Origin of the sequence: Nitrospira sp. (assembly GCA_024998565.1) — a bacterium.
GTDB lineage: Bacteria > Nitrospirota > Nitrospiria > Nitrospirales > Nitrospiraceae > Nitrospira_A.
On the sequence record JACOEM010000006.1, the window covers coordinates 1 to 20,032 of the forward strand.

Here is a 20,032-nt window from a genome sequence, read left to right on the forward strand (position 1 = left end):
GTGGCCCTCAGCTCCGGAGGCTGATGCTCTATCCAGCTGAGCTACAGGCGCTCCCGTCGATCAGATCCGACACATTAGCATAGCGTTTCTGTTGCTGTCTAGGGAGTTGGATCACCATTTGGCACGAATCCATAGGGCAGGAGGATTTCGTCGTCGCCTGAAGATTGAGGGCGGCGCAGGATGGACAAAGAGAGTGCCTCGTGTTCAGCCAGGCGGTCGGCGTCGCGTCGAAGGGTGGCTGAGAGCCGGACAATGGGCACGGCGGTTTGGACGGCACAAGCACCATGGACTATCCCGTCCGATTCGCCGGGAATGCCCATCGTGCGGCATGTGATGGGTCTGTGGGAGTAGATACTGCAAGTTCCGTCGGCCTCCAGGGCGGGGCAGGGAAGGTGGGCGAATCGTTCGGCCATCTCATCGACGGTGTCATCTGCCCACTCGTCAAGGCTCGGTGTCGATTTCAACCTTGGGTAGGCCGTTTCCATAGCGGTGATCTGGGTTCTGGCCCGCGTGACGATGGCATGCGCGAGAGCGGGCGGTAATTCATCAATGCCCCGTTGTATTTCGAGGGCGTCGAGGCGTGTAATTGGAAAGATGCCGGTACAGCATTCGCAGCAGCCGCGCCCGCAGGGGATCTGCCCCAGGAGTGAGGCTCGTGCGCGCTGGAACCAGTCTTCGGCTTGCTGGAAGAGGGGTAAGGGGTGAGGGGAGGACGCCGTGGTCCCCATGGTGCCTATTCCTCGGGAAGAGAGAGATCCACGATGAGTTCTCCTTTGGGGGAGAAGAATCCTTGCTGATCGATCTGCACGATGCCGTTACAGTGTTCCTGGAAAAATTCCAGAATCCATCCGTTGAAATCATAGCCCTCGTCGGTGACGTCGGCTTCGACCATGCGCGTCGTGAGGATGAATCGCGCGCGGGTGACGTGTTCTTGGGCCAGACTGGCCTCGAGGCTGTCGTGTGAGGAGAGATGCTCCAGAAATTGTTTCTGTTCCTGTTCGAACAAATCCTGATAGCTGCCCCGGTCGCGCACGCAAAACACGTGAATCGGCTTACGCTCGCGCGCATAACCCAAAACGACCTGCACCCATGCCCACTCGTCCAGCATGGCATCGCTCATGTCGGGGGGGAGGATGGGAAGTTGTCCACGCGACTTGAGGAATTCCATCAACAGGCGAAGCGGTGGAGCATTGTCATTTTTGCAGAAGACTCGTGAGTAAATGACCGCTTCGGTTGCGGCGCCCTCGGCCGGTTGAGCGTTAGAGGGAAGAATGGGAAGTTCTTTAGCCATGGCGACGCCTCGTGATCCTGAGTGATGCAATAGACAGCAACCTGCCTTCGTACTGTACTCTGTGGCTCACGCGGCGCGCAAGAGCATCGAGCAGGCTGGTCGCCTCTCTGGATGCGCGTGCTCCGCTTTGCGGCTCTTGACAGCCCCCATGGCTTTGGATACACTCTCGCCCTGTTTTCGGACTGATTCTGCAGGACACTCGCAGATTTCCGGCTCCACCTCTGTACGTACGAGTTTATAGATCGCAGACCGCACAAGTCAGTTCACTTTCATTCGTTGTTCAAAGGGAGGAACGCATGGCCAAGTCGATGACGAAATCGCAGATTGCTGACCATCTTGCCGGAAAGGCGGGGATTACCAAGAAGACGGCTGTCCAGTTCCTGGACGATTTTGCCGCTCTCGCCTATCGTGAAGCGAAGAATGCCTTCGTAGTACCGGGAATCGGAAAGTTGGTGCTGGCCAATCGGAAGGCCCGCATGGGTCGGAACCCGCAAACGGGTGAGCCGATCAAGATTCCGGCCAAGCGAGTGGTGAAGTTCCGAGTCGCGAAGATGGCCAAAGATTCGATCCTCGGAAAGAAGTAGTCAGCCTCGTTCCTCTATTAGACTGAAGGGCCGGTGCTCCGTCATTGAGAGCACCGGCCTTTGTGTTTTTGCAGCGGCCATAGGTAGCGGCGTGCCAGTGAGCACGTGGCAGATGCTAAAAAGACGGGGCGAGTCCGCTTCCACCTGCGCCGTCATGTCCCACGAAGCGCACCGCATCGCCATCTTGCACCAGAGAATCTTCGCTGGCGATGCGTTTGTTGATAGTGACCAGGACTTTTTTCTCCCGCAACAGCTGAAGCATGTGACGAAGCCCGCGTCCCTGCCGCTGAATAACCTGCCGAACTGTCACAGGGGTGGGGAGCTCACATGCGAGGTCTCGCTCTCCATCCGTGGTTTGAAGTTGCCCCATCAGCGTAATCGTAATCATGCGACCTGTGTCCTCCCAGTCGATCTGCCGAAGTGTTTCGTTGTGCCGTGCCGCCGAGCGGCCCAAATTGACTCCCCCAGTCGGCTGCGACTAATATTATCACCATGCAATCCCTGAATATCCAGCGACCAGGAATGCCGGACCTCCAGTTTGCTTTGGTGGTGTCGGCCTTGTGCACGTCCGGTCTTAAAACTCTGAACGTCCCGGAGGAACTTCGGCGCAGAGTGTTCGACGCTTGTTGGGCGCTCGTCAGCACCGATCCCCCACCGACCAACCCTCGGGAGCGTGTGCTAGACTTGCGATTCGGCACGGAGCTTACGCTGGATGCCATTGTGGCCACCATTCGTCAGCTCTTCGCAGAAGCGGGGATTTCCACGCTGACCTGGGATCACGCTCCCAGCGATCCAACCCGGCCGAGTAGTCCTGCTGCAGAGCCGTTGATTGATCGATTGCAGAAGCTCTATCCCGATCCGCCTCCGACTGCTGATCCCTCAGACCGAAACTAGCTACCCTTCTCGGTTCTTTATTGGCTTCGTTCATTCAACATCAGGTTGGAGAGGTGGAGGGCCCGCTTTCCGCCTGAGAGCGAACGAGGTATGATGCCATCCGTTTTCTCCAATGCGATTCAGGAGGTGTCATGCAGATTACGCCCACGTCACTCAAGGGCCTCTTTCAGATCGAGCCTGATGTGTTCGGCGATGCCCGGGGGAAATTCGTCGAGATCTTTCGCGAATCACGCTACGCCGCGGCCGGAATCGACAAACCGTTTGTGCAGGACAACTTTTCCTGGTCCGTTCGTGGCACGTTGCGTGGGCTCCACTATCAGCTATCTCGGCCGCAAGGGAAATTGGTCACGGTCGTCAAGGGAACGGTTTACGATGTGGCGGTCGATATTCGGCAGGGGTCGCCGACCTTCGGGCAGTGGTATGGAGTCGAGCTGTCCGATAGCAATATGCGGCAGTTGTATATTCCTCCCGGTTTTGCCCATGGCTTTTGTGTGCTCAGCGAGGACGCAGGGTTTCTGTATAAGTGTACGGATGTCTATTCGCCGCCGGATGAACGGGGCATCCTATGGAATGATCCGGCTCTCGCCATTGCCTGGCCTGTAAAGACCCCGCTGCTGTCAGTGAAGGATCACGCGTATAAGTGTCTGGCCGACATGATGACGGAATTGCCTCGTTATGAAAGCCGTTAGCCCTCGACCCTTCTATTGGCCGGTTCGGAAGCCTCACACTCTTTCCATCAGGCAAGCCTTCGGCAACGCGTTGTTTGAGGCTGCCCCTGTCCCTCGTCTAGCTTGTCGTCCGTCATGATGCGCTCTGGCATTTAGCGGCCTTCCTTCCGCTCACTGAGGCCGATCCAGTCTTGCTGTACGATGGGCCTGCATGCTATGTAGGAATCATTCCTGTCTAGTGAGCGATATCATGAAGCTGGATCCACAGGAGATTGAGGCGCGGTTTCGTCGGCACGCAGTGCGTGTGACTCGCCAGCGGGCGGCCATCTATGCGGCATTGGCGGAAACTACCAGCCATCCCACTGCCGAGGACCTCTACCGGACGGTGAGGTGTCAGCATCCGATGATGTCACGCAATACGGTGTATTACACGCTGGGGGTGTTGCGCCAAGCCGGTTTGGTGCAGGAAGTAAACGTCGGTCATGAGGTGGCACGGTTCGACGGGAATGTGACGGTGCATCATCATCTGGTCTGTCTGGCATGCGGCAGGATTGTGGATGTGATGGACGATGGGTTGAACCAGCTGGCCATTCCGAGTCGGCAGGCCAGGGGATTTCATGTGCTCGGGCATCGAGTGGAGTTTCACGGATATTGTGCGGACTGTCAGCAGGCAGGTCCTGGCGCGATGGGGCGCCGCGGGTAGGAGTAAGGAGTCGCCACTTTACCGAAGGAGGAGAGTATGGGAAACAGTTTGAAGGGTACGAAGAGTCACGAGAATCTCAAGCACGCGTTTGCCGGGGAATCACAAGCCAACCGGCGTTATCTCTATTTCGCGCGCCGTGCCGACATTGAAGGCTATCCCGATGTGGGCGGGCTGTTCCGGGATACGTCCGAAGCGGAAACCGGCCATGCGTTCGGTCATCTGGATTTTCTGAAAGAAGTGGGCGATCCCGCCACGGGTGTGCCGATCGGGAACACCGAAGCTAACCTGAAGTCCGCGATTGAGGGGGAAACCTACGAATACACGCAGATGTATCCGGGTATGGCCAAGACCGCACGCGATGAAGGCTTCTCTGAATTGGCGGAGTGGTTCGAGACCCTGGCCAAAGCGGAGCGGTCCCATGCCAATCGGTTTACCAAAGGCCTGGATAGCTTGAAGCAAGGCTAAGACCTGTTCGACGTCGGTCGTTGAATATCGGCGATCAGCGAGGGAGCGAGGTGATCTCCTCCGCTGATCGCTGGTTGCTGATGACTGCCTGCATGATGGCACCGCGCCTATGAACCAATTCAACCTCATCAATCCGATCGATCCCAAGGACCTGGAAAAGGAAACCCTGCGGATCTACGATGTGTGCGACGGCTGCCGCCGGTGTTTCAATCTCTGCCCCTCATTCAATACGTTGCTGGATCGAATCGATGAGTACGAGAGCGATGTGGCGAAATTTACCGCGACGGACCATCATCGCGTCGTCGACGAATGTTATTACTGCAAGCTCTGCTTCAACCATTGTCCGTACACGCCGCCCCATCAATATGGCATCGACTTTCCGCTCTTAATGGCGGTCTGGAAGAAGCGGCTGGCGACGGAACGCGGCACCCGATGGCGGGATTGGCTATTAACGCGGACCGATCTGCTGGGGCGAGTGAACAGCGCCTTTGCGCCGCTGGTCAACTGGGGGCTGGGGCAGAGGTGGCTACGAGGTATTCTGCAGACGGTGCTGGGTGTTCACCGTGACAGGCAGGTGTTGCACTATCAGCGTGAAACATTTGTGCGCTGGTGGGCTCGTCGATCTACAAGCCGCAAGGTAAGCAGCGGAAAGAAAGCGGCATTGTTTGCCGGTTGCTTGGTCAATTACCAGGCCACCGATGTGGGCAAAGCGACGGTGCAGGTGCTCGAAAAAAATGGGGTCGAAGTGGCACTGCCGGACCAGTCCTGTTGCGGAATGCCGTCATTCGATATTGGCGATACGGTGGCAATGGCGGCAGCGGCCGGGCGTACGATCGCCTCGCTGAAATCATGGGTGGATCAGGGCTATGATGTCGTCATTCCCACCCCCAGTTGCAGTCTCATGGTAAAGCGGGAGTATCTCAGTTTGGTGGCCGGAGACGATGCGAAACGGGTGGCCGAGCATACGTACGACATCAGTGAGTACCTGATGAAGATAAAGCGTGAGGGCGGCTTGGCTATGGATTTCACACAGAAGCCTGGCCGTGTGGCCTACCAGGTGCCCTGTCATCTTCGGGATCAAAATATCGGTTTCAAATCGAAGGAACTCATGGAATGCGCCGGGGCGAAGGTCGAGGTCATAGAGAAATGCTCCGGGCACGACGGTTCCTGGTCGGCCAAGGTCGAATTTTTCCCCCTCTCCATGAAGATCGCGCAAAAAGCCGTGCGTGTGGTCGAGCAGGCGCCGGCCGATGTGGTGGCGTCCGACTGTCCATTGGCAGGGCTTCAGCTTGATCAGGCCGGGGCCGGAGCCCACGCAGGAGGGAAATCCTCGCAGCATCCCATCCAGATTGTGCGCGACGCCTATGGATTGCCCAGGGACCCGCGTGCCTCCTGAGGGTTGGCCTCCTGCTCGCGGCAGGAGATGTCTTCTCACCCCGGACTAGATTATGGAAGCACTCACACAGCAGGACCTGATTCCTCACGATGAGTATGAGCGGCAGCGCGAAACGTATCGTCAGGCCATCATCGAGCTCAAACGGCGTCGGCGGATCGGTCTTGGCGAGAAGATCACGCTGGTCTTCGAGAATCGGGAAACTCTGCGTTTCCAGATCCAGGAAATGATTCGCGTCGAGCGGATCTTCGACCCGCAAAAGGTCCAGGAAGAACTGGATGTGTATAATGCGCTTCTCCCGGCCACGGGTGAATTGAGTGCGACCCTCCTGATCGAACTCACGGATCCCGACACAATGAAGCAGTGGCTCGATTTGTTTATGGGCCTGGATCGAGGCCAGAAGGTCGGTCTCCGGGCCGGGGGGGACGTGGTCTATGGCGAATTCGAGGGCGGCCATAGCCATGACACGAAGATCAGCGCGGTTCATTTCGTCCGCTTTCGTCCGACCCCTGCGATGGTAACGGCCATCGGTAATCAGGCTGCGCGGGTGGCGCTGACAGTTCGTCATGCCGGGTATGAGGCCGAAGCCGAGGTGCCATGGGTGATGCGACAGGAATGGCTTGAGGATTTGAGCATGGTCGGGTAATGTTCATGGATGTGTGCGCGATGCGCACCCACAATAATCGTGACTGAACGCTGTCAAACGAGAATCGGTTCCTATGGCCTCAGTTCTCCTCAACAAACGCATTGAGTTCTGCGCGTCCCACCGGTACCACAAGCCGGAGTGGGATGCTGCGAAGAACCGCGCCACGTTCGGCGCCTGTAATAACGATCCCGGGCATGGCCATAACTACATGCTGGAAGTGACGGTGGCGGGAGAGGTCGATCAGCGGACCGGCATGGTCGTGAACCTCTTTGATTTGAAACGCGTGTTGTTGCAAGTGTTGGAGGAGTTCGATCACAAGCACCTCAATCTCGACCTGCCCTATTTTGAGCGCCAAATTCCAACCTCCGAAAACGTCGCGCGTGTCCTGTGGGACAAGCTTCAAGCGCAGCCGGATATCGGTACCCTCCAACGGCTGTCGTTGTACGAGGATGAAGATCTCTGTGCCGACCTCACGGCAGAGGCCGGGCTGGAGGTGGCCTCGGTGACGAGGAGGTATTCGTTTACCGCCGTGCATGACGGCCATCGTGGACATACCTGGGATCTGTTCGTGTCGGTGCATGGACCGATCGATCGTGAGACCGGCATGGTTACGGATATTGTTGCGTTGGATCACTTGCTGAAAGAACGCGTACTGGTCCCGTTCGACGGGCGGGATCTGCGCATGGTGTTGGCGACGCCCTCAGTCACTGGCGAATATCTGGCCAAGGCGGTGTGGGATCGTATCGTTTCGGCCATTCCAGCTGGAACGCTTCAACTCGTCAAGCTCGTCCAAACTCGCGATCTCTTCTACGAATACGCCGGCTGATTCATTCGTCTTCTCTCGACTCCCCGCAACGTGGCTGAGCGTTGTGCCTGCAAGGGCCAACCAGCCGAGGCACGACAGAAGCTGCACAAAATTCCTCCGTTCGGCAGTTCTTGCCGGGTGGTCTGCGTCGAGTGCTCCTCGCATTCGCACATTCACTAGGTTTCAAGCCGTTCTTCATCCCGGTATCTGTGGCCCGAAATTTGTATATAAAGTTGTATCTATGGATGGGTGCTGGGTCGTTCTGCTCGGGTCGATCGGGAGGTACTGACGTTATGATGTCCATCTGGGAATTCTTCGGCCAAGACGTGGCGCTCTTCGGTCAACTCCACAGTCCCATGCTGAGTTGGCTCGGCTCGGTCGGATTGGTCGCGCTGTTTCTGTGGCATGCGGGTCGGCTGACGGCGGCCATCTCCAGCGTGCAGGGGTGCTACACCCGCGTATGGCCGACCTTGACGAGTCTTACTGCCGGCCGCAAGAGTCTGCAATCAGAGTGGCTGACGGTCCCCAGCTTGAACGATGGGAAGAAACCGGCTAATCGGTCCGGCAGCCAATCGGAGCGGGTCGATTTGGATGATCTTCACACGCTCGACAAGGCCATGCGCCGGGAGCCTCGCCTTGAACAGGCCTGGCTGCATTTTCGCAAGACCTTTATTGTGGAGCGTACGGCTTGGTTCATCGAGCCGAAAGTGTTTGCGACCCGCACGGCGGCGGAATTTTTCCCTCGTGATCTGTTGAGTAACCGATTGAATCTCGCTTTTTACCATCAGTTTCCGTCGCTGATTACAGGAGGGGGACTGCTGCTCACGTTTCTTGCGATTCTCATCGGCTTAAGCAAGCTTCATGCGGATGGATCGCATATCGTGGGTATTCAAGGGCTGATCAACGGATTGGCCGGGAAATTTTTGACGTCGATTGTCGGATTGCTCTGCGCCAACCTCTTTGTGCTGCTGGAGAAGTCTGCCTTGCATCGGTTGGGCACCACTCAGCAGCAGTTTGTTGCCATGGTCGATGAACTGTTCCCGCGCAGAACCATGGAGCAGATGTTGGAGAACTTCACCCCCGGGGCGGGGGCATCACACACGCCCGCCGCAGTGGGTGCGGTGCCCGTTGATCTTGGCGATCGCCTCGTGGGGACTCTCAGTGATCGCTTGAGTCCCACCGTGACGGCGCTGAGGGAGGCCGTGGAGGTGTTGAGCAGGCGGGAAACGGGTGGACGGTTCGCTGCACCGGATCGTTTGGCGGAGGAGTTATCGCGGGTGATACAGCAGACGATGGCGGCTCCGATTCAGGAATTGAACCAGGCCATTCACACGCTTGCCCGCTCGGTCGAGGAACTCAAGCGCGACCCCAAAATGGAGCCAGAAGCGGAACCGAGCGAGAGTGAGTTTGAATCGACGTTCTTTGAGGACACGCTGCCGTCAGAATTGGCAGAGAAGCCCAGCCCTGATGACAGCATGAGCGGGTTGCGGTGGTTTGCGAATTGGCGTCAGGGCGCCTCAATGAAGGGAGCGGCCTGATATGCGCACCAACTCCTCGCCGGATTCGCAGGAACAGTCTTCGACCCTCACCATCGGCATCACGGATTTGATGACGTCACTCGCCGTCATTTTTATCCTCCTGTTCAGCGCCTATGTCACCAAAATCTCCGAAACGGAATCACAGGCAAAGATGCCGGTCCCCACTTCGGCGCCGGAGCGGAAGGCGGCCCGGGCGACGACGGATGATATCAAGGGGCTGCTGCGCGACCATTTCCAACGCTTCGACCTTTCCTTGGATGCCGATCCCAGTGACCCTAATGTGGTGCGGATCGTCGTGCCGGAAGCGTTGTTAAACTTTGAGTTCGGCAAGGGCGCACTCTCGTCGGCGGCGGACCGATTCCTTGCGGATGCGATGCCGACCTATGCGACGTTGCTCTGCGGTGCTATGCGGGATCAAATCGATTCGCTGGTGATTGAAGGGCATACCGATGATCGCGGTACGGACATCTACAACCTGAAGTTGAGCCAGGAGCGTTCGTTGAATGTGATGGTGAAAGGGCTGGAGGTCATCCGGGACTCGGCGCCCTGGGCCTATCGCTGCTTCCACGAAAAGACGTCTGCCAGTGGGCGAGGTCGGCAAGATCTCGTCATGGATGAGTCGCGTGGCCTTGATCGAGATAAGAGCCGGCGGGTGGTATTTAAAATCCGTCTACGGCCCACGGCTCAGCAGAGTGAGATGAAACAAGCCTTGCGGACGATTGAAGAGCCGAACTTCAGCTCCCGCCTGTTCTAACGCCGTTCCGAGGACGGCCCGTCCTGCGCGCAACGAAATCCGACATCATTCCGTCGCGCATCTGGCGCATATCCGGCGCGATTTGACGACCTGATGGCCTTGGAATCGTTGTTCCAGGCGCCTCCGCGCAATGCCCGAAGTGGCCCCGTGGAAGGTCCTTTCGGATTGTCTCGTGCGCTGAATTGGTAGTAGGTCGGATCATACCAGTCGGCGACCCATTCCCAGAGATTCCCCGCCAGGTCATACACCCCCTCCGGGGTTTTGCCCAGTTCGAACCGTCCAACATTGCTCAGGCTGTCGTATCCTCGCCATCTGGTCTCACCTGCATTCGCATGTCCTTTGGTCGGGTGCGTACTTCCCCATGGGTAGATCCGTCCCTCTGTGCCGCGAGCTGCGATCTCCCACTCCGCCTCTGTCGGCAATCGTTTCCCCGCCCATCGGCAATAGTCACGCGCATCGTACCAATTGACGCCGACCACAGGCCTCTTGTCGTGAGCGCCGGCGGCCGCCTCATTCCACTTGAACGGTGCGTCCGGTCTCTGGGAGGCCAGGAACTCGGCATAATGAGAGACGGTGGTTTCGTACACATCAAGATAAAAGGTGTTGACCGAAACGCGATGGACCGGCTGTTCGTCCTCCTGACCGCGGTCGCTGCCCATGGCAAATTCCCCGGCAGGGACGAGCGCCATTGGCGCACCACGTGGCGTGCCGGTGAACTTGGCGCGAAGTTCGACGGAGGCGGGGTTTGAAGGGTTGCCTACGATTGAATGTGACGGGTGTGGCGAGATGTCCTTCGCTTCAGCAGCCCCTGCGAATGGGAGACAAGAAAGTAGCGCGATGGCACAGGTGAACGGTACGAATGGTCGCATTGTTCCGTGGATGATCGATCGCGAGACGGTCGGTAGTTCTGGTCTCACCCCGACATTGTATCCCGTTCGTGCGAAAAAGTGTGAGGGAGTACTGTGTCGGGAGGGCCCTTAGCGACGGATAAATTGTCGCAGGGCTTCAGTGGATGCGGTGAGGGCTATCGGAGATGGCGGCTGTTACTTCAGTAGATGGTCGGAGATTAATGCCGCCAGCTCGGCCGGTTCGACCACCCCTTCACGAGTCAGCAGCAGTTTGCCCCCTGCGAAGAAGTGTGTGGTGGGGTAGGTCTCAAACGTATGCGCTTTCTTGATCTCGCGGCATCGGCCCGGCACGTGCATCTTGGCCTTGCCGATCTTGATCGTGGGGAACTTTGCAGCGGTTTCTTCCAGGATGGGATCGTATTGCTTGCACGGTTCGCAGGTCGCCAAGCCGTAGGCGACCACCGCACCTGCACTCTCGGTGAATTCTTTGTAATTCTCGTCTCGGACGTCCTGAACTGTGCCGGTCATGGTCTCTCCTCAACTACGAGGGATGACCGAGGGGCGGGCGTCATGGTGACCCCTCCCCCCTCGGTCCCTCGTGGCGCTTAGCTCAGCTTTGCGAGGGCGGCGAGAATGTCCTTATCTTCACGCGCGACCTTGATTTCCTGAACTTTTACGTAGGCGACCTTGCCGTTCTTGTCGACGATGACCGTTGCGCGCTTCCCGCAATTCAGCGGCTCAAAATACAGTCCGTACTTCTTGACGACTTCGCGATTGAAGTCGGAGAGGAGGCGGTGCTTGAGGTCCAGCGAATCCGCCCAGGCTTTGTGGGAGAAGAAGCTGTCGCAGCTGATGCCGAACAGTTCGGCGTGGGCGCTCTGGAACTTCGGGAAGTCATCGGTCAGGCACTTGTTCTCGCCCTGACAGACCGGGCTCCAGTCGAGCGGGTAGAACGCGAGGACGACATTGCTCTTCCCTCTGAAATCGCTCAACTTCACGTCCTTCTGGTCCTGATCTTTTAATGTAAAATCCGGCGCGGTATCGCCGACCTTAATTTCTGCAGCCACATCACTCATTGAGAATCCTCCTAGGTTAGACCCACAGCACTACGCAAAACTCTTTCGTGGTACCACGCCTGGAAAAACCTTGTCAACGGGGCCAGAAGGCCTAGGGGAGAGTAGGGGGAGTCACAATGAATTGATTTTGCGAGATTTTGCGGACTTTTTAATTCGGCGAATCAGAGGATGTCGGTGGTGATTTGTCGGAATGCCATCATGCGACCAGTCGGCGCTGCGGTGCGATGTTTGATGAATCGAATGGTGTGGGCGACGGCCGGAAGGTCCAACGAGCTTCCGACTTTTTGATTCTGTCCGGACCGTAAGACTCTGTCGGCCGCGGACTTCAGGATGGCGATGGTCTCGGCGTCCGGAAGGCCTCGGGGCTGAATCACTTCCAGTTCGTCCATGCCGAACTTGTTCAATCCCAATGTATGGAACCAGTCGGATGATTCATCGGTACTCTCGCTCTGTTGGACGGTGACATGGTCGCGGGGTACAAAGACATTCAACGGTCGATCATTCCAATCCGACGGATTCAGGTACTCGTGGCATAGAACATCGAACGCTGTCCCCTGGGTGAGCAGTGTCAGGCCGCGGGCGAGGCGGGCAGCGACGAGCACCGTATCTGCAATGGTACTTGGGGCGGCGGCGGCTGGTGAGACGGCTCCGAGTTGCCGGTGGTCCCAGGATAAGACGGGCTGCCACTGTGCGGCCTCGGATGGGGGAATGCTGGTCAGGAGGTGCGCCTGCCATGGACCGTGGTTGGCAGTCACGCGGCCTCCTGCGTCATGCTCGAGGCAGATCAGCGGCCCCCCGTACTGGAGGTCATACCAGATTTTCAGTTCGTCGAGAGACGGCGGCGCCCCGCGATAGCCGACCAGGTAGAGTGGAGGCTTCGCGGGCGCAGGCTTCGAGGCTTTTTTCCGAATCTTCATGCCGGCCGCTCAGCAAGGCGCTGGGCGCCTGCCGAGTTATTTGGAGCTTTTCTTCGCTTTGCGGCGGTCGTCCGGATTCAGCAGCCGCTTGCGGAGGCGGAGATATTTCGGCGTCACTTCGACTAACTCATCCTGACCGATGTATTCCATCGCGAATTCCAATGACATTTCACGCGGTGGGGTGAGTACCAAGGCCTCGTCCGTACCGGCTGCACGCATGTTGCTCAGTTGTTTCTGCTTGCACACGTTTACGTCCAGGTCTTCGTCTCGGCTGTTCTGGCCGACGACCATGCCCTGGTAGACTTCGACCGTAGCGCCGATAAACAACTCGCCGCGTTCTTGAGTCATGAAGAGCGCATAGGCCGTGCTGGTTCCGGCTTCGAAGGCCACCAGCGACCCATGAGGTGCGACGAGAAGCGCCTTTTCATCCGCCGGGGCATATCCGGAGAATACATGGTGCAGAATGATGGTGCCGCGGGTCTTTGCCAGCAGGATGTTCTTCAGGCCGATAATGCCGCGCGTCGGGATGTGATACTCAATGTGCATTTCGCTGGCGGTGCCTTCGGAATGCACGAGCTTCATGTGGCGGAGTTCGCCGCGTCGTTTGCCGATTTCTTCAATCACCGGCCCCTGATATTCGGAAGGAACCTGAATGGTCAGCTCTTCAAAGGGTTCCGTGACCGTATCACCTTCTCGGTGCAGGATGACCTCTGGCTGAGAGATCTGCAGCTCATACCCTTCACGACGCATCTGTTCGATCAGCACGCCGAGATGGAGTTCGCCGCGACCGGCGACGAGGAATCGGTCGGCGCTGTCGGTTTCCTGCACGCGCAGGGAGACGTTGGTTTCCAGCTCCTTGAACAACCGTTCACGCAGGTGGCGCGAGGTCAGGTATTTCCCGTCACGACCGGCGAATGGACTGTTGTTCACCGAAAACGTCATCTGCACGGTCGGTTCGTCGATCGTCACGCGCGGGAGCGCGACCGGATTGGTCGGATCGGCAATCGTGTCACCGATGTTCACTTCTTCCAGGCCGGAGAGGGCGACAATTTCGCCCGCTTCAGCCGTTTCGACATCGGTGCGCTCAAGGCCTGAAAATACCGCAAGGTCGGAGATCTTGCCCGGGACCTGGCCGCCGTCCTTGGTCAGAGTGACCACGTTTTGGCGGCGGGCGATGGAGCCGGATTGAATTTTTCCGATGCCCATTTTCCCTTTATAGGAATCCTGGGCGAGGGCCAGCACGAGGAGCTGGAACGGGGCATCCGCGTTGATGGCCGGTGCCGGAATCTTGTCGAGAATTGTCTCCAGGAGCGGAGAGATTTCCGTCCCTGGCTGTTTCAGGTCGAGGGTCGCGACCCCCTTGATGGCAGAGGTGTAGACGATAGGAAAGTCCAGCTGTTCGTCGGTGGCTCCGAGATGCACGAAGAGATCGAAGGTGCGATTGACGACATCGTCGATGACGGCATCGGGGCGATCGATCTTGTTGATGACGACGATGGCTTTATGTCCGAGGGCCAACGCTTTGCGCAAGACGAACGTGGTCTGCGGCATGGGGCCTTCTTTGGCATCGACGAGGATCAGTACGCCATCCACCATGCGGAGCGTCCGCTCCACTTCGCCCCCGAAGTCCGCGTGGCCCGGCGTGTCGACGATGTTAATCTTCACACCTTTATAGGTCACGCTGGCGTTCTTGGCTCGGATCGTGATCCCGCGCTCGCGTTCCTGATCCATTGAGTCCATGATGCGCTCACCCATGTCATCGATTTTGCGATGCACGTGGGTCTGGCGCAGCACGGCGTCGACGAGAGTCGTTTTCCCGTGGTCGACGTGCGCGATGATGGCAATGTTGCGGATGTCGGTCCGACGACCTTGCGGCGCGTGCAGACCCGATGTGGTGGATGAGGGCGCTGAGCTGTTCATAATCTCCAATGCCGTGAAAGTGCCAAAAAAAAGACGCCTTCCTATGAAGGCGTCTAAGCCTATGGACTATACCCGATTCAAATGTCTTCCCGCAAGCTGATTGTCGAATGTTCAGCGGAAACTTCTTGGGACGATGATTCGAACCTTGCTTGAGTTTGTCGGGTGTGCATTGTATGGTGGAGTTGTCGCGGGTTGACCCCTTCTCCTCGCAACCATCCAACTTCATGTCCGAACTCGATCACTTACTCGATAAGCCGGAGAAGCCTCGCCGTCGCTGGCGATGGTGGAAGATTGCCGTCATCGGCCTGCTGTTGGCCATTGTGCTCGGTGGCAGCGGGGCGGCCGGCATTCTCTGGTATTTCTCTCAAGACCTGCCCTCGCTGGATCCCTTGCAGAACTATCAGCCGAGTCTGGTGACGCGCGTCTACTCCGACGACCGGCAAGTGATCGGCCAGTTTTTCATCGAGCGACGGTTCCTCAAGCCCATTCAGGAGATGCCCAAGAGTCTGACTCAAGCCGTCATCGCGACTGAAGATACGAGATTTTTTGAGCACCCGGGCCTAGACATCGTCGGCATTCTGCGGGCGGCCTGGACCAATATTCGCCACGGCGGCCGGAAAGTCGAAGGCGCCAGCACCATCACTCAGCAGCTGGCTCGTTCCTTGTTTCTTTCGGCAGAACGGACGTTCGATCGAAAAGTTCGTGAACTCATCCTGGCCTACAAGATGGAGTTGGTGCTGACGAAGGAACAGATTCTGGAGATGTATTTGAACCAGATCTATTTCGGCCAGGGCGCCTACGGCGTGGCGGCGGCCAGTCAGACCTATTTCGGGAAAGAACTGTCAAAGCTCACGCTGGCTGAATCGGCGTTTCTCGCCGGCCTTCCCAAATCCCCCAGCCACTATTCGCCTTTCAAGGCCTATGACCGGGCCAAGAAGCGGCAGGAGCATGTGTTGAGCCGGATGGCCGAGGCGGGCTTCATCAGTGTTGCCGATCGCGAACAAGCCGTAGCCGAAAAGCTGAACTTCCGCCGTCCTGGCAGCGAACATCTCGGCCCCTATTTCGTGGAGTATATCCGGCAATTGTTGGTGGCTAAGTTCGGTGAAGCGATGGTGTACAAGGGCGGACTGGAAGTGTTCACCACGCTGAATGCCGACATGCAGAAAGCGGCTGAAACGGCTGTGTTCAACGGACTCCGCGAGGTCGATAAGCGCCAGGGCTGGCGTGGCCCGCTCCGTACCGTCGATCTGGCGACCCTGGAGGTGCCGGCACCCGATCCCTCGGTGAAGCTTGCAGAGGGGGATATGATGGAAGGGGTGGTGACGAAGATCGCCAAGGACCACGTACTGGTCCAAATCGGCGGGACCACCGGTCGGCTGGCCTTCGACGACATGGCCTGGGCAACCAAGTATCTCAAAGGCAAGGATCCCACGAAGGATGCCGTTCCGGTCAAGAATATCAAGCAGCTGCTGGCGCTGGGTGATGTGATTGAGGTCGGGGTGAAGAAGCTTGAGAAGGAGATTGTGCATCTGCGCTTGGAGCAGACCCCGCTGGTTGAAGGCGCTCTGGTTGCGATCGATCCCAAAACGGGCGCCATCCGCGCGATGGTCGGCGGGTATGATTTTGCGCGCAGTGAATACAATCGTGCGGTGCTCGCGCGCCGTCAGCCCGGGTCCTCGTTCAAGCCGATCATCTATGCCACGGCGATGAACCAAGGTATGAGTCCGGCTACGGTAGTGCTCGATGCCCCGGTGGTGTACGAACAGGAGGAAGAAGACAAAACCTGGAAGCCTGAAAACTACGGCAAGCGGTTCCACGGCATTGTGAGTTTGCGGGAGGCGCTGATTCATTCTCACAATCTCGCCACCGTGCGGCTCCTGGATAAAGTAGGCATTCGGAACGTGATCGATTTCTCGCGGACGGTCGGTATTGTGAGTCCGCTGGCCGCCGATCTTTCGCTGGCGTTGGGTTCGTCCGGCGTGGGGTTAACGGAGTTAGTGTCAGTGTACGGTGTGTTTGCCAATCAGGGCATGCGGGTGGAGCCTTATGCAGTGGCAAGCGTGCAGGACAGTGGCGGTCGCACGTTGGATCAGGCGGCCATTCAGCCGCGTCAGGTGGTGTCCCGCGAAACAGCATACCTCATTACGAATATGATGGAAGATGTCATTCAACGCGGAACAGGCATGGCGGCCAAGGCTGTCATTGACCGGCCGGTGGCGGGGAAAACCGGGACGACCAATGACTTCACCGATGCTTGGTTCATCGGTTCGACGCCCAATCTCGCGACCGGGGCTTGGGTGGGCTTCGATGATCGGCGTCCCTTGGGTGAAACCGAATCCGGGGCGCATGCGGCCTTGCCGATTTGGATCGCGTTCATGAAAGATGCGCTCAAGCAACTGCCGGTTGTGCCGTTTGAAATTCCCGACGGGGTGATGTTCGTGAAGGTGGATCCCACGACGGCGCTCCTCACTGATCAGGACGAGCAGCATGGCACCGTGGAACTCTTTACGAAAGGCACTGAGCCAACCAAGAGTGCGGGATCCAAGATCGATCCCACCGAGTTCTATAAGCTGGACCAGCTGCAGGACAGTGCCCCACCGGCTCCTGTCGAGCCGTAGCCCGACGCCGACCAGGTTTCCCACCTAAATTTTCTCCGCCCATCCGGGCACAGCACCACACTACGATGGTCATGACGCCGGCGCCGGCCTGGCTGTGAGATGTGTTGTGTGGTGAAGGACGTTCGGCTGGCCGATCAGGATTGGGAGTCCTGATATTCTTCGTGCCAGGCCATTTGAATGGATTCAAGGGTTTTTTCGTTCGACTTCTTCGGGTCGTCCTTGAATTCGGGGAGGGCGACGATCCACGCATGCATGTCGGTGAAGCGGACGGTGAGGGGATCGGTGGTCGGGCGGGCCTCCACCAAACGGATGGCGAGTTCTTCAGTGTCACTCCACTTCAAATCCATTGCAGCTCCTCGAGTTCAGGATTGCGTCACGTCAGAGACTTTTTTGCCTTGGAGCCCTTGTTTCAGGGAATCGTCCAGCATGGCCACGGTGAGCCCTTTGGCTGCCTGCTCAATGTCAGCCATGCGCGCACGGATGGCACGAGGATCGTTTCCATCCTTGGCCGTCGACAATGCCGAGAGGGCCGTGCGTATGGCTTCGACTTCCCCTGAAGCGACGAGATGCCCGCCATCGACCAACGATTTTTCGGTCGTAGTGATCAGGGCTCCTGCATCGAGTCGGGCCTCGATCAGCTTTCGCGCACTGACGTCGTCCGCGGCAAACTTGAACGAATCTTCGATCATTCGTTCTACTTCTTGATCCGATAACCCGTACGACGGTTTAACCTCGATCGATTGAGTCTCACCGGTCCGCATGTCCTTGGCCATGACATTCAGAATGCCATTGGCATCGATCAAGAAGGTCACTTCAATGCGTGGAACTCCTGCGGGCAATGGCGGTACCTTGAGACGGAAACGTGCCAGGCTGCGGTTATCCTTTGCCAGCTCTCGTTCGCCCTGGAGAATATGGATGTCCACCCCGGTTTGACCGTCCACGTAGGTGGTGAACATTTCCTTGGCGCTGGCGGGGATGGTGGTGTTTCGCCTGATCAGACTACTCATGACCCCGCCCATTGTTTCGATACCCAATGACAGGGGTGTCACATCCAATAGCAACATATCCGTTGTGCCGCCGCTCAGAATATCTGCCTGCACCGCCGCGCCGAGCGCGACCACTTCGTCCGGATTCAGCTCGCAGTGCGGTTGCTTCCCGAACAGGGCTTGCACTCGTTGGCGAACCAGCGGCATGCGTGTCGAACCGCCGACGAGGACGACTTCATCGACGTCGCCGGGCGCTAGACCGGAATCTTTCAAAGCCAGCCGGCAGGGACCCAGCGTGCGCTCAACCAACGCGGTGCAGAGACCATCAAGCTGATCGCGCGTGAGTTCACGGGTGAATCGGCCTTTTCCGTCAGGTAGATCGAGACTGGCGGTCGTCTTGAGTTCGTCCGAAAGACGGATCTTTGCGCGCTCGGCTTCCAGACGGACCGCCTGCATATGGTCGGGATGAGTACTGAGGTCGAGCCCGTATTGCGTGCGGATCTCAGTGAGGAACAGATCGGCAATCAGCTGGTCGAAATCGTCGCCTCCTAGGTGGGTATCGCCGTTTGTGGCGAGCACTTCGAAGATTCCATTTTTCAACTTGAGGATCGAGATATCGAATGTGCCTCCGCCCAGATCGTAGACGGCGATGGTGCCCTGTGTCTTTTCTTGCAGTCCATACGCCAGCGAAGCAGCCGTCGGCTCATTGATGATGCGCAAGACCTCAAGTCCGGCAATCATGCCCGCATCTTTGGTCGCCTGACGCTGGCTGTCGTTGAAATAGGCCGGCACGGTGATGACAGCTTTGGTGATGCTTTCGCCGAGAAAAGCTTCCGCCCGGAGCTTGAGTTCCTTCAGGATCATGGCCGAGATTTGCGGCGGTGAGTAGGACTTCTCCCCCAGTTGGATCCGGATGACGCCGCCTTTTTCCGTGAGCGTGTAAGGAAAGTAGGCTAGCTCGCCTTGGACGTCAGCCAGGCTCTTGCCCATGAACCGTTTGACCGAATAGACCGTACGCTCGGGGTTTCTCGTGAGATGTTCTTTTGCCGGATCACCGACAATCAGTCCGTTATCCGTCAGCGCGACGACAGAAGGGACCATTGCGCGTTCATGGCGGGCTGCGATGACGCGCGGCGTGCCGTGATCCATGTAGGCGACAAGCGAATTGGTAGTGCCGAGGTCAATGCCGACAATGCGTGACATAATTCTTAGGCGATCGTTGCGACAAGATCGTTGACGATGTTCTTGACGTAGGTACGGTTGGACAGGATGTCCCGCATCTCCTTTAGAATGCGGCCACGCTCGGCTCGTGCTTGTTCGGTGGCCTCGCCGCGATCCTGCAGCGCATCCCACCGGCTGAACAGCTGCAGCAGCTGGGCTTCCATATCCCGTTGCCGTTGCTCAAGTGTGGCGCGATCAGCGTGGAGTTTCGTGCGGAGGGTGGACGCACTTTCGGAGGCGCGATCACTGGCGCGGAACTCATCGAGCGTGTCCTGCAACTCGAGAATCTCTTCAAACAGATCGGCCGGCGGTGTCGTCCGGATATCTTTCACCGAACCGGCTTCGAGGTCCAATAGGTATTCAGCTCGCTGAATCGGGTCTCGCAAGGTGCGATACGCGGTGTTCAGCATGGCCGAGTTGCCGAGGCTGATGGTCTGTTCCTCATCGCTTTTGTTCTGATAGAAGTCAGGATGGAACGCGCGGCTTAACTCGTAGAACTTGGTTTCCAGTGTCTGTGGATCGAGGGTGAGGCGTCGGGGCAGCCCGAAGCAGGTGAAATAGTCCAGGTCTTTCGAGACCGGTTGGACTTTCACGCAACGGTCGCAAAAATATTCCCCGGCCATTTCGGACTGGCAATGCCAGCACATGCTGCGAGCCATCTGCAGCTCGCGTCGATCATCGGTGTTATGAATATGTCCGCTCATG

Annotated in this window: 22 protein-coding genes; 11 read left to right on the forward strand and 11 right to left on the reverse strand. The window is 57.8% G+C overall.

The window, feature by feature from the left end; all coding sequences use genetic code 11:
- Window positions 1-98: 98 nt before the first annotated feature.
- Both H8K11_10835 and H8K11_10840 read right to left on the reverse strand, forming a co-directional pair.
- The gene (locus H8K11_10835) at window positions 99-728 is read right to left on the reverse strand and encodes a YkgJ family cysteine cluster protein (GenBank protein ID MCS6264241.1); all 630 of its coding nucleotides are present in this window, start codon (window positions 726-728) and stop codon (window positions 99-101) included.
- Window positions 729-733: 5 nt separating this feature from the next.
- On the reverse strand, window positions 734-1,291 hold the full coding sequence (locus tag H8K11_10840; protein MCS6264242.1) for a hypothetical protein: 558 nt from the start codon (window positions 1,289-1,291) through the stop codon (window positions 734-736).
- A gap of 296 nt (window positions 1,292-1,587) precedes the next feature.
- Here H8K11_10840 and H8K11_10845 point away from each other — a divergent pair, with 296 nt between their 5' ends.
- Window positions 1,588-1,875, forward strand: a complete 288-nt coding sequence (locus H8K11_10845) for an HU family DNA-binding protein (protein MCS6264243.1) — start codon at window positions 1,588-1,590, stop codon at window positions 1,873-1,875.
- A gap of 115 nt (window positions 1,876-1,990) precedes the next feature.
- Here H8K11_10845 and H8K11_10850 read toward each other — a convergent pair whose 3' ends face one another.
- The gene (locus tag H8K11_10850) at window positions 1,991-2,263 is read right to left on the reverse strand and encodes a MoaD/ThiS family protein (GenBank protein ID MCS6264244.1); all 273 of its coding nucleotides are present in this window, start codon (window positions 2,261-2,263) and stop codon (window positions 1,991-1,993) included.
- A 134-nt stretch (window positions 2,264-2,397) separates the two neighbouring features.
- Between H8K11_10850 and H8K11_10855 the strand changes: the two genes are divergently transcribed.
- The 9 genes from H8K11_10855 (at window position 2,398) to H8K11_10895 (ending at window position 9,741) form a co-directional block, all read left to right on the forward strand.
- Window positions 2,398-2,769, forward strand: coding sequence for a hypothetical protein (locus tag H8K11_10855; protein MCS6264245.1), 372 nt, complete (start codon window positions 2,398-2,400; stop codon window positions 2,767-2,769).
- A gap of 131 nt (window positions 2,770-2,900) precedes the next feature.
- Window positions 2,901-3,458: a dTDP-4-dehydrorhamnose 3,5-epimerase gene (gene rfbC, locus H8K11_10860; GenBank protein MCS6264246.1), complete on the forward strand. Its 558-nt coding sequence runs from the start codon at window positions 2,901-2,903 to the stop codon at window positions 3,456-3,458.
- A 229-nt stretch (window positions 3,459-3,687) separates the two neighbouring features.
- Window positions 3,688-4,140 carry a transcriptional repressor gene (locus H8K11_10865; protein MCS6264247.1) on the forward strand — a complete coding sequence of 151 codons (453 nt, stop codon included), beginning with the start codon at window positions 3,688-3,690 and terminating at the stop codon, window positions 4,138-4,140.
- Window positions 4,141-4,176: 36 nt separating this feature from the next.
- Entirely contained in the window at window positions 4,177-4,605 is a 429-nt protein-coding gene (locus tag H8K11_10870; protein MCS6264248.1) for a rubrerythrin, read from the forward strand.
- 109 nt (window positions 4,606-4,714) lie between these two features.
- A complete protein-coding gene (locus H8K11_10875; protein MCS6264249.1) occupies window positions 4,715-6,001 on the forward strand; it encodes a Fe-S oxidoreductase in 1,287 nt (428 codons plus the stop codon).
- 52 nt (window positions 6,002-6,053) lie between these two features.
- Window positions 6,054-6,644 carry a DUF3501 family protein gene (locus tag H8K11_10880; protein ID MCS6264250.1) on the forward strand — a complete coding sequence of 197 codons (591 nt, stop codon included), beginning with the start codon at window positions 6,054-6,056 and terminating at the stop codon, window positions 6,642-6,644.
- A 73-nt stretch (window positions 6,645-6,717) separates the two neighbouring features.
- A complete protein-coding gene (locus H8K11_10885; protein ID MCS6264251.1) occupies window positions 6,718-7,470 on the forward strand; it encodes a 6-carboxytetrahydropterin synthase in 753 nt (250 codons plus the stop codon).
- Window positions 7,471-7,742: 272 nt separating this feature from the next.
- Window positions 7,743-8,987, forward strand: a complete 1,245-nt coding sequence (locus tag H8K11_10890; GenBank protein MCS6264252.1) for a hypothetical protein — start codon at window positions 7,743-7,745, stop codon at window positions 8,985-8,987.
- A 1-nt stretch (window position 8,988) separates the two neighbouring features.
- Entirely contained in the window at window positions 8,989-9,741 is a 753-nt protein-coding gene (locus H8K11_10895; protein MCS6264253.1) for an OmpA family protein, read from the forward strand.
- Here H8K11_10895 and H8K11_10900 read toward each other — a convergent pair.
- The 5 genes from H8K11_10900 to typA all read right to left on the reverse strand — a co-directional run bounded on the left by H8K11_10900 (window position 9,738) and on the right by typA (window position 14,502).
- Complete coding sequence (locus H8K11_10900) at window positions 9,738-10,430, reverse strand: formylglycine-generating enzyme family protein (protein ID MCS6264254.1); 693 nt, start codon at window positions 10,428-10,430, stop codon at window positions 9,738-9,740. The two genes, H8K11_10895 and H8K11_10900, sit on opposite strands and share 4 nt — an antisense overlap.
- Before the next feature lie 354 nt (window positions 10,431-10,784).
- Window positions 10,785-11,117 (reverse strand): thioredoxin family protein, encoded by a 333-nt coding sequence (locus tag H8K11_10905; protein MCS6264255.1) that lies wholly within the window; start codon window positions 11,115-11,117, stop codon window positions 10,785-10,787.
- Between the two features lie 77 nt (window positions 11,118-11,194).
- Window positions 11,195-11,656: a redoxin domain-containing protein gene (locus tag H8K11_10910; protein ID MCS6264256.1), complete on the reverse strand. Its 462-nt coding sequence runs from the start codon at window positions 11,654-11,656 to the stop codon at window positions 11,195-11,197.
- Between the two features lie 170 nt (window positions 11,657-11,826).
- The gene (locus tag H8K11_10915) at window positions 11,827-12,582 is read right to left on the reverse strand and encodes a hypothetical protein (GenBank protein ID MCS6264257.1); all 756 of its coding nucleotides are present in this window, start codon (window positions 12,580-12,582) and stop codon (window positions 11,827-11,829) included.
- A gap of 36 nt (window positions 12,583-12,618) precedes the next feature.
- Complete coding sequence (gene typA, locus H8K11_10920) at window positions 12,619-14,502, reverse strand: translational GTPase TypA (protein MCS6264258.1); 1,884 nt, start codon at window positions 14,500-14,502, stop codon at window positions 12,619-12,621.
- Window positions 14,503-14,726: 224 nt separating this feature from the next.
- On the opposite strand from typA, the gene H8K11_10925 reads away from it, so the two are divergent.
- Complete coding sequence (locus H8K11_10925; GenBank protein MCS6264259.1) at window positions 14,727-17,120, forward strand: PBP1A family penicillin-binding protein; 2,394 nt, start codon at window positions 14,727-14,729, stop codon at window positions 17,118-17,120.
- 134 nt (window positions 17,121-17,254) lie between these two features.
- Here the strand turns inward: H8K11_10925 and iscX are convergent, their stop codons facing one another.
- From iscX to hscB, 3 genes are read right to left on the reverse strand one after another with little or no spacing between them, the layout of a single operon-like run.
- A complete protein-coding gene (gene iscX, locus H8K11_10930) occupies window positions 17,255-17,467 on the reverse strand; it encodes a Fe-S cluster assembly protein IscX (GenBank protein MCS6264260.1) in 213 nt (70 codons plus the stop codon).
- Window positions 17,468-17,482: 15 nt separating this feature from the next.
- Complete coding sequence (dnaK, locus tag H8K11_10935) at window positions 17,483-19,309, reverse strand: molecular chaperone DnaK (protein ID MCS6264261.1); 1,827 nt, start codon at window positions 19,307-19,309, stop codon at window positions 17,483-17,485.
- A gap of 5 nt (window positions 19,310-19,314) precedes the next feature.
- Window positions 19,315-20,031, reverse strand: a complete 717-nt coding sequence (gene hscB / locus H8K11_10940) for a Fe-S protein assembly co-chaperone HscB (protein MCS6264262.1) — start codon at window positions 20,029-20,031, stop codon at window positions 19,315-19,317.
- Window position 20,032: the final 1 nt, after the last annotated feature.

Bases quoted from the DNA above. Each gene is read 5' to 3' on its own strand.
- H8K11_10905 (MCS6264255.1), bottom strand. From the start codon at position 11,117: ATGACCGGCACAGTTCAGGACGTCCGAGACGAGAATTACAAAGAATTC.
- H8K11_10890 (MCS6264252.1), top strand. From the start codon at position 7,743: ATGATGTCCATCTGGGAATTCTTCGGCCAAGACGTGGCGCTCTTCGGT.
- rfbC (MCS6264246.1), top strand. From the start codon at position 2,901: ATGCAGATTACGCCCACGTCACTCAAGGGCCTCTTTCAGATCGAGCCT.
- H8K11_10835 (MCS6264241.1), bottom strand. From the start codon at position 728: ATGGGGACCACGGCGTCCTCCCCTCACCCCTTACCCCTCTTCCAGCAA.
- H8K11_10900 (MCS6264254.1), bottom strand. From the start codon at position 10,430: ATGGCGCTCGTCCCTGCCGGGGAATTTGCCATGGGCAGCGACCGCGGT.
- H8K11_10845 (MCS6264243.1), top strand. From the start codon at position 1,588: ATGGCCAAGTCGATGACGAAATCGCAGATTGCTGACCATCTTGCCGGA.
- H8K11_10865 (MCS6264247.1), top strand. From the start codon at position 3,688: ATGAAGCTGGATCCACAGGAGATTGAGGCGCGGTTTCGTCGGCACGCA.
- H8K11_10925 (MCS6264259.1), top strand. From the start codon at position 14,727: ATGTCCGAACTCGATCACTTACTCGATAAGCCGGAGAAGCCTCGCCGT.
- H8K11_10915 (MCS6264257.1), bottom strand. From the start codon at position 12,582: ATGAAGATTCGGAAAAAAGCCTCGAAGCCTGCGCCCGCGAAGCCTCCA.
- hscB (MCS6264262.1), bottom strand. From the start codon at position 20,031: ATGAGCGGACATATTCATAACACCGATGATCGACGCGAGCTGCAGATG.
- iscX (MCS6264260.1), bottom strand. From the start codon at position 17,467: ATGGATTTGAAGTGGAGTGACACTGAAGAACTCGCCATCCGTTTGGTG.
- H8K11_10855 (MCS6264245.1), top strand. From the start codon at position 2,398: ATGCCGGACCTCCAGTTTGCTTTGGTGGTGTCGGCCTTGTGCACGTCC.
- H8K11_10870 (MCS6264248.1), top strand. From the start codon at position 4,177: ATGGGAAACAGTTTGAAGGGTACGAAGAGTCACGAGAATCTCAAGCAC.
- H8K11_10840 (MCS6264242.1), bottom strand. From the start codon at position 1,291: ATGGCTAAAGAACTTCCCATTCTTCCCTCTAACGCTCAACCGGCCGAG.
- H8K11_10895 (MCS6264253.1), top strand. From the start codon at position 8,989: ATGCGCACCAACTCCTCGCCGGATTCGCAGGAACAGTCTTCGACCCTC.
- dnaK (MCS6264261.1), bottom strand. From the start codon at position 19,309: ATGTCACGCATTGTCGGCATTGACCTCGGCACTACCAATTCGCTTGTC.
- H8K11_10885 (MCS6264251.1), top strand. From the start codon at position 6,718: ATGGCCTCAGTTCTCCTCAACAAACGCATTGAGTTCTGCGCGTCCCAC.
- H8K11_10850 (MCS6264244.1), bottom strand. From the start codon at position 2,263: ATGATTACGATTACGCTGATGGGGCAACTTCAAACCACGGATGGAGAG.
- H8K11_10880 (MCS6264250.1), top strand. From the start codon at position 6,054: ATGGAAGCACTCACACAGCAGGACCTGATTCCTCACGATGAGTATGAG.
- typA (MCS6264258.1), bottom strand. From the start codon at position 14,502: ATGAACAGCTCAGCGCCCTCATCCACCACATCGGGTCTGCACGCGCCG.
- H8K11_10875 (MCS6264249.1), top strand. From the start codon at position 4,715: ATGAACCAATTCAACCTCATCAATCCGATCGATCCCAAGGACCTGGAA.